Genomic DNA, 7170 nt, shown 5'->3' with positions numbered 1-7170 from the left:
CGCCCGCGACCGCCCGGAACGTCGCCCGGTCCACCCCATGCCGGGGCAGCCCGTCCGCCCCGCGCGCGACCGGCACCCCGGCCGCCACCACCTCGTCCGTCCCCGCCACCGTTCCTCCTCGTGCGTACGGCCTCCGGCCCGGTCGGCCGGCCCATCGCCCAACCCGCCCAGACCGCGCGCGGTCTCCCCGCGCCGGGACGGATCAGCCGGACGGCGGCCGGGCATGACCCGGACGGGTGAGCCGAGGGGCCCCTCGACGCTCCCGACCCACCGACCCGACCGCCGCCTGCCCGGGCGCCCCCGCCAGCTCCGCCACCCCCGCCCGCAGCCGCCCCGCCATGTGCCGGATCAGCCGGTCCAGGTCCGCGCAGTACACCGACGGCTGCCCGAAGCCGCCCGCCGCGTACCGGTGGGCGTACAGCCCCCCGCCGCAGACCCGGGCCAGCGGGCAGCCGGCGCAGACCGGCCCGAGGCCCGCGAGGCCGCGCTGGCGGGCCCGGAAGGCCGGGTGGGCGCCCGCCCGGGCGAAGCCGTGCCGCCACACGTCCAGACCGGTCCCCGGGGCGCCGTCGTAGGCCACCTTGAGGCTGTCCGCCTGCTCGATCGCCCCGTCCGTCTCGACCACCACCAGGTCGACGGGCGCCAGCCCGACCGCCTCGCTGGCGGCCCGCCCGCCGAGCAGCAGCACCGCCAGCTCCTCGAACAGCCGCACCCCGGTCTCCCGGCGCGGCGCGCCGTACCAGCGGTCGAAGGCGGCGATCAGCCACTCCCCGTACGGCGCGGGCTCCGTGCCCGTCGGCGGCGCGTGCGGCACCGTCCGGGGCGGGGCGCCCGGCGGCGGCTCCCGCCAGGTCGCGTGCGGCAGCAGCAGGTCGAGCCGGGGCGGCGCGAACTCCAGCAGCGCCTCGTAGGTGGCGACCGGGTCGGAGGCCAGGTCGACGACGCACAGCAGGCCGGCGAACAGCTCCCGGTGCCGGTCGGAGCCGAGCAGCCGCACCGCCTCGGCGGTGCGCGCCCAGCTGCCCGCGCCGGAGGGCAGCCGGCGGTGCCGGTCGTGGCCGGCCGGGGTGCCGTCCAGCGAGACCCCGACCGCGACCCGGTGGCGGTGCAGCACGTCGAGCAGTTCCGGTTCGTCCAGCAGCCGCAGCCCGTTGGTCTGCACGGTGAACCGAACCCGGGGCCGGACGGCCGCCAACTCGCCGAGCAGCGCGTCCAGATGGGCCGCGCCGACGAGCAGCGGCTCGCCGCCGTGCAGCACCACGGACACCTCGGCCAGCCCGTGCTCGGCCGCGTGCTCGTCGATCCGCCGCGCGGTGCGGCGGACGGTCGCGAGCTCCATCCGCCGCGGCCGCCCGCGCCAGCTCTGGTCCGCGCCCTCGTACACGTAGCAGTAGTCGCAGGCCAGGTTGCACCGACTGTGGATCTTCAGCAGGAACTGCCGGAACGGCACCATGCCCGTGAGCCTAGGCCACCGGCCCCGGAGCGCGGACCATCGCACCTGACGGTCCGTCACACGTGCGGCGGCTCCACGTCGGAGTCCAGCCGCGTGCCGGCCCGCACCGCGATCGTCGTCGGGTGCTCCTCCCCCAGGGTGACCCGGGCCCGCCGGATGCAGTCCGACCGCAGCTCCGCGGCCCGCTCGGCGTACCCGAGGGCGGCCAGCGACAGCGCGAGGTTGGAGTTGATGCCGATGGCGTCGTAGTGGTCCTGGCCGAGGGCGGCGGTCATCAACGGCTCGGCCTCCAGCTCCAGTTCGAGCGCGGCCTGGAGCTCCCCGGCCAGCGACAGGTCGTTGGCGTGGTTCATCATCGCGATCGGGATGTAGAGGTGGTGGGCGCCGAGGACGCGGCGGAACTGCGCCAGCGTACGGCCGGAGAGCTCGCGCGCCTCCGCCGCGCGCCCCGCCAGCCGCAGGTACACCGAGAGGTTGTTGGCGCCGGCCAGCGTCACCGGGTGGTCCTCGCCCAGGTAGTCGCGGTACCGCAGCAGCGCCCGCTCGGCCAGCGGGATCGCCCGGCCGGTGTCGCCGAGCGCGTTGAGGTCGCTGGCCAGGTTGGTGGCGGCGGCCAGGGTGTCGGGGTGCTCGGCGCCGTTGATGTCCAGGTAGCGCTGGTAGATGTCCTCGTCGATCTCCAGGGCCTCGTGGTACCGGCCGGCCCGGCGCAGCGCCACGGCGAGGTTCTTGCGGGCGCGCAGGGTGTCGGTGTGGCCGTCGCCGATGGTCTGCTGGTAGATCCGGACGGTCTCCTCCAGCAGGTCCAGGGCCTCCCGCAGCCGCCCGGTCTCGCGCAGGTCGCGGGCGTAGTTGGAGGCGGAGGAGAGCGCGTAGAGGCTGTGCGCGCCGAGCGCGTCGCGCTGCTGGAGGTAGTTGCTGCGGTGCCGTTCCAGGGCGGCCCGGCGGTCGCCGGCCAGGTAGTCGGAGACGGCGAGGTTGTTGGTGATCATCAGGGTGCGCGGGTGGTCCGGACCGAGGGTGCGCCGGGCGGCGTCCAGGGTGCGGCGGTCGAGCGCCCGGGCCTCGTCGTAGCGGCCGAGGAAGCGCAGGTCGGCGCCGAGGCTATTGGCGACGGCGAGGGTGTGGGAGTGCTCCGGGCCCAGGGTCGCGGTGAAGCGGTCCAGGATGTCCCGGTCCATCTCGTACGCCTCCTGGAGGGCGCCCTGGGAGCGGCGGATGTTGCTCAGCTGGGTGCGCAGCATGAGCGTCTGGGCGTCGTTGTCGACGTCGAAGTCGGGCCCGCCGTAGCCGTCCTGGCGCCAGTGCTCCAGGGTGCGCTCGGCCAGTTCCCGGCCGGACTCGTGCAGGCTGCGCTTCCACTGGTAGCGGACCGAGTCGATGATCCACTGCCGGACGTCCTCGTCGGCGCTGTCGAGCGCCCCGGACGGCCAGAGGTGGGGCAGCAGTTCGGCGTACTCGGCCCAGTTCGCGGGCACGTCCGGGTCGCCGGGGTTGGCGGTGGCGAGCGCGGCGTGGACGACGCCGCGCAGTTCGGCCCGCCGGTCCTCCTCGACCTGGTCCCGCAGCACGGCCTGGACGAGCCGGTGCACGGTGATGGTCTCGCTGCCCTGGTCGGTGCGGGCGAGCCCGAACCGGTTGATGGCGCGCAGGAACTCGCCGATCGCGAGCTTGTCGCGGGGCGCGCGCGGGGGCAGCCGCAGGGCGCGGGTGACGGCCCGGCTGTAGAGCAGCCGCATCGGGATGGCGTCCGGGCCGAAGAAGGCGCAGATCTCCAGGATCTGGGCGGCCGGGGCGTTCATCCGGCGCAGTTCCTCGACCGAGATGCGCCAGGTCGCCGCGGCCGAGTGCGGGTAGTCGGCGGCGCGCAGCCGGGTGCGTTCCAGCATCTCGGTGAGCTCTTCGTCGAGCAGTTCGAGGTAGGTGGCGATCGGCATCGACGTCTCCTGGAGCCAGACGGCGGCCTGGCCGACGGCGAGCGGGAGGTCGCCGAGGCGGTGCGCGACCTGGTCGGCGTCCTCGGAGGAGAGGCCGCCGTTGAAGCGGCGCAGCAGCCGGACGCTCTCCTCGCGGAGGAAGACGTCGACCTCCACCAGGCCGGCGTGCCGGGCCCAGCCCTGGTTGCGGGAGGTGATCAGCACGTGCCCGCCGGAGGAGCCGGCCGGCTGCCAGGGGGCGAGTTCCTCGGGGGTGCCGGCGTTGTCGAAGACGAGCAGCCAGCGGCGGTACGGCTGGCCGCGGCGCAGCGCGTCGAGCACGGTGGCGGCGGTGTGGGCGACGTCGTCGCTGGTGGGCACGCCGAGCCGGGGCGCGAGTTCGGCGAGCTTCTGCGGGATGTTGGCGGGCTCCTCGGCGGGCACCCACCAGACCACGTCGTAGGCGGCCTTGAAGCGGTGCGCGTACTCGGCGGCGATCTGGGACTTGCCGGCGCCGCCGAAGCCGTAGAGCACCTGGCTGAGCACGGCGGCGGGCCCGCCGGTGAAGCGGTTGCGGAGCAGTTCCAGGAGCTTGCCGCGGCCGATGAAGGCGGCGTTGCGCGAGGGCGCGTCCTGGACCTGCGGGGCGGTGCCGGGGAACCGCGCCGGGGCGGCGAACTCCCCGCTGTCGGTGTCGGACTGGCGGCTGCTGCCGGGCGGCGGGCCGAGTTCGGCGTAGAGCTGGGACTCGGCGCCGACCGCGGAGGAGCGGACCAGGTCGGGCGCGGGCTGCCCGGCGAACGGGCGGGGCACCGGCTCGTCCGAGTCCTGGAGCCGGAAGGCGACCAACGCCGGTGAGCCGGAGGCCAGTTCGCGCCCCTGGAGGAGCTGCCAGACCTCGGCGGCCCGGGGCAGCGCGGTGTACTCGGGCGAGAGCAGCGCGAGCAGCCGGCCCTGGCCGTCGACCGGCCCGGCGACCTCGGGCGGCCGGGAGCCGGAGTACGGTTCGGCGGCGCTGTGCAGGGAGGTCTGGTAGCCGAAGCGGGTGAGCGTCCCGGCGGCCCACTCGGCCCACATCCGGTCCTCGGGCGCGTAGCTGACGAACACCTGGCGCGGCACCGCGCGGGCGGAGCGCAGGTAGGCGCCGTACAGCCGGCGGCGGGCCTCGGCGGTGAGCGGGCGCAGGGTGCGGACCCGGCCGTCGGTGATCCAACCCGCCAGCCGTTCGAAGGCGTTGAGCAGGCTGCGGGCCTCCTGCGGCCGGTCGGCGACGGTGGCGGGCACCTCCTCGTAGGCGTAGAAGGGCTTGTACGGCACCTCGACGTCGGCCCAGTAGGCGGCCCGGCGGTCGCCGGCCAGCCAGCGGCCGAGGTAGGGGGCGAAGGCCTCGCGGGCGTAGTCGCGGCCGGCCTCCAGGCGCTCCTGCTCGGCGTCCTCGACCCGCATCGGCACCGGCAGGACCCGGATCGCCCGCTCCTCGGCCTCGGCGATGGCGCGGGCGGCGTCGACGCCGCCGCGGATGTTCTGGACGCTGAAGGTGAAGCAGTCCACCACGGTGTCGGGCATCAGGACCGTGCAGATGCCGGAGGTGTCGCTGACGCCGGTGCGGCTGTCGATGAGCACGTAGTCGTAGCCGCGGGCCCAGCGTTCGCGCAGCTCGCGCAGGAACTCGCCGCCGCGGATGTCCCGGCCGTAGTAGAAGCTGCGCCAGTTGAAGCTGGTGACGGCCGCGCCGTAGGCGGCGTTCTGCCGGCCGGCGGGAAGGAAGTCGAGCCGGCCGCCGGGCGGCAGGTCGAGGGCGAGGCCGCAGACGTAGCCGTCCAGGCGCCCGGGCTCGTCCAGCCAGTCGGCCGGGGACTGCCCGACCGGCCCGGTGGCGGAGGGCAGCGCCTGCTTGACGTAGGAGCGCAGCAGGTCGATCAGGCCGTCGGTGGAGTGCAGTTCCGGGTCGACCAGCAGCGGGTGGTAGTACCGGTGGAGGCCGGGCGCCTCCAGGTCCCAGTCGACGACCAGGACGCGCAGGCCGCGGCTGGCGAGGATCCAGCCGACGTTGGCGAGCGCCATGGTGCGGCCGGTGCCGCCCTTGAAGGAGTAGAACGTGACGACCGATCCCGGTCCGCCGCGCTCCGGCTCCGCGCCGGGCTCAGTGGTCATCGTGCTTCTCCCCCCTCAGCGGGGCGGCGGTGTCCTTGCCCCGGCTCTGGTGCGGCAGGTCCGTGGAACCCGGGAGGCCCCGGTCGGTGCGTGCGGGCCCCTGGCGGGGCCCCGGCGGTCCGGCCGGGATGGCCAGTCCGGGCATCGCCGGGCCGGTGTCCGGGCCGGTGTCCGGGCCGCCGCCCGGACCGAAGCCGAAGGCGCCGCCGCCATCGTCCCCCCAATCCAGGTTGTCGTCCATGAGCTTGTTCTGAGCGACCGTCACCATGATGGTGAGGTCGCTGTCGAAGCTCTCCCGGCTCACTTTGACCCGGAACAAGTGCTCCAGGTCGCTCCGGCGCAGCCAGTTGCGCCGGAAGACGTCGCGCACGCCCGCCCAGAGCGCGTCGCGCTCCGGCCCGTCGGCCGGGTCGTCGCTGCCGGCGGGCACCATCACCCCGGTGACCGGGTGGTTCTGCTCGTCGTACGCGCGCAGCGCGGAGCGGTACCGCTCGCCGCCGGCCACCCACGGGTCCACCAGCAGGATGCTCACCTGGCTGTCCTCGCGGGCCTGGTCGAGCTTCTCGGCGAGCGCGGTGTCGACCTCCTCCAGCGTGGTGGTGTGCCCGGCACCGGTGATCACCTGCTGGGCGCGGGCCGCCAGGGACGGCTGGACGGGCGGGTGGTACGGCGCCCAGTGCCACGGCTTGGCGCCGTACCAGCCGCCCGCGCGGGAGTCGCCCGCGGCCGCCTCCGGGGCCCGGCCGGCCGCGATGAACAGCCGCACCATCCCGGGGCTGGAGGCCACCGGCGGCGCCGCCGGGGGCGGGAAGTAGCCGCGTACGGCGCCGAGGTCGAACTCGGGCAGCACGCCGAGCCGGCGCGCGGCCGCGTCCCGGACCCGCTCCGCGACCACCCGGACGACCTGCTCGTACGCCCCGCCCTGCGCGGTGCGCAGCAGGGCCCGCAGGCCGTACCGGGCGTAGGCCTCGCCCATGTCCGGCTGGGCCCACTGGATCTTGTTCACCTCGTCGGCCAGGCCGCCCGGCTCGACGGGCTCCCAGAGCACCGGGACGAGCGCCGGGATGAGCTCCCCGGTGTCCTCGTGGTGGCGCCGGACCCGGCCGCGGAAGGCGGTCCACTCCTTGCCGCAGTAGAGGCTGGCGAAGTAGGCCGGGGAGTAGAGCGCGACCATGGTCCGGCTGCGGCCGAGCATCGTCGCCAGCTTCTCCGCCCAGTCGTCGCCCAGCCGCAGCCGCTCGGTGTCCCGGTAGGCCAGCTCCTCGATGCGCACGCCCGTACCGACCAGCCGGCCGAGCTCGTCCCGCAGGTCGTTGAAGAACTGGTTGACGAAGGCGTCCTCGGCCTCGTAGTCCCGACGCGCGTAGCTGAAGAAGAAGTACGGCCGGTGCTGTTCGTGCTCCATCACCTGTTCCCCCCGTGCCCGACGGTCCGCGACGGCGCTGGTTTCATACCCCAGCATGTCGCGAACTCCACCGCCAGTGCAGGGGAGTTGGGGGATTCGGCGGCCGCGTGGGGTTTAGCCGGTGGCCAGGCGCACTCCCCCGACCGGGGGCGCTCCGGCGCTCGGGGGCGCGCCGACGGGGGCGCGGGCGCCCGTCGGGCCCGACACGCCGGGCGAGGGGCGCGGACGGTGAACGGAGGGCG

The 7170-nt window shown here is 75.2% G+C and carries 3 protein-coding genes; all 3 read right to left on the bottom strand.

Features of this window, described 5'->3' with window-relative positions; translation table 11 throughout:
• Window positions 1-202 precede the first annotated feature (202 nt).
• Genes AE652_RS30850 through AE652_RS30840 form a run of 3 tightly spaced genes read right to left on the bottom strand, consistent with a single transcriptional unit; the run spans window position 203 to window position 6928 of the window.
• A complete protein-coding gene (locus AE652_RS30850) occupies window positions 203-1453 on the bottom strand; it encodes an FxsB family cyclophane-forming radical SAM/SPASM peptide maturase (protein WP_063780324.1) in 1251 nt (416 codons plus the stop codon).
• 56 nt (window positions 1454-1509) lie between these two features.
• Window positions 1510-5523, bottom strand: coding sequence for an FxSxx-COOH system tetratricopeptide repeat protein (fxsT, locus tag AE652_RS30845; RefSeq protein ID WP_049657466.1), 4014 nt, complete (start codon window positions 5521-5523; stop codon window positions 1510-1512).
• Window positions 5513-6928, bottom strand: coding sequence for a TIR-like protein FxsC (locus AE652_RS30840; RefSeq protein ID WP_049657465.1), 1416 nt, complete (start codon window positions 6926-6928; stop codon window positions 5513-5515). The genes fxsT and AE652_RS30840 overlap by 11 nt, the downstream gene beginning before the upstream one ends.
• Window positions 6929-7170 lie beyond the last annotated feature (242 nt).

This window comes from Kitasatospora sp. MY 5-36 (assembly GCF_001182915.1).
Taxonomy (GTDB): domain Bacteria; phylum Actinomycetota; class Actinomycetes; order Streptomycetales; family Streptomycetaceae; genus Kitasatospora.
The sequence above is the reverse complement of the archived record's forward strand: the minus strand, read 5'-3'. Positions and strand labels throughout refer to the sequence as shown.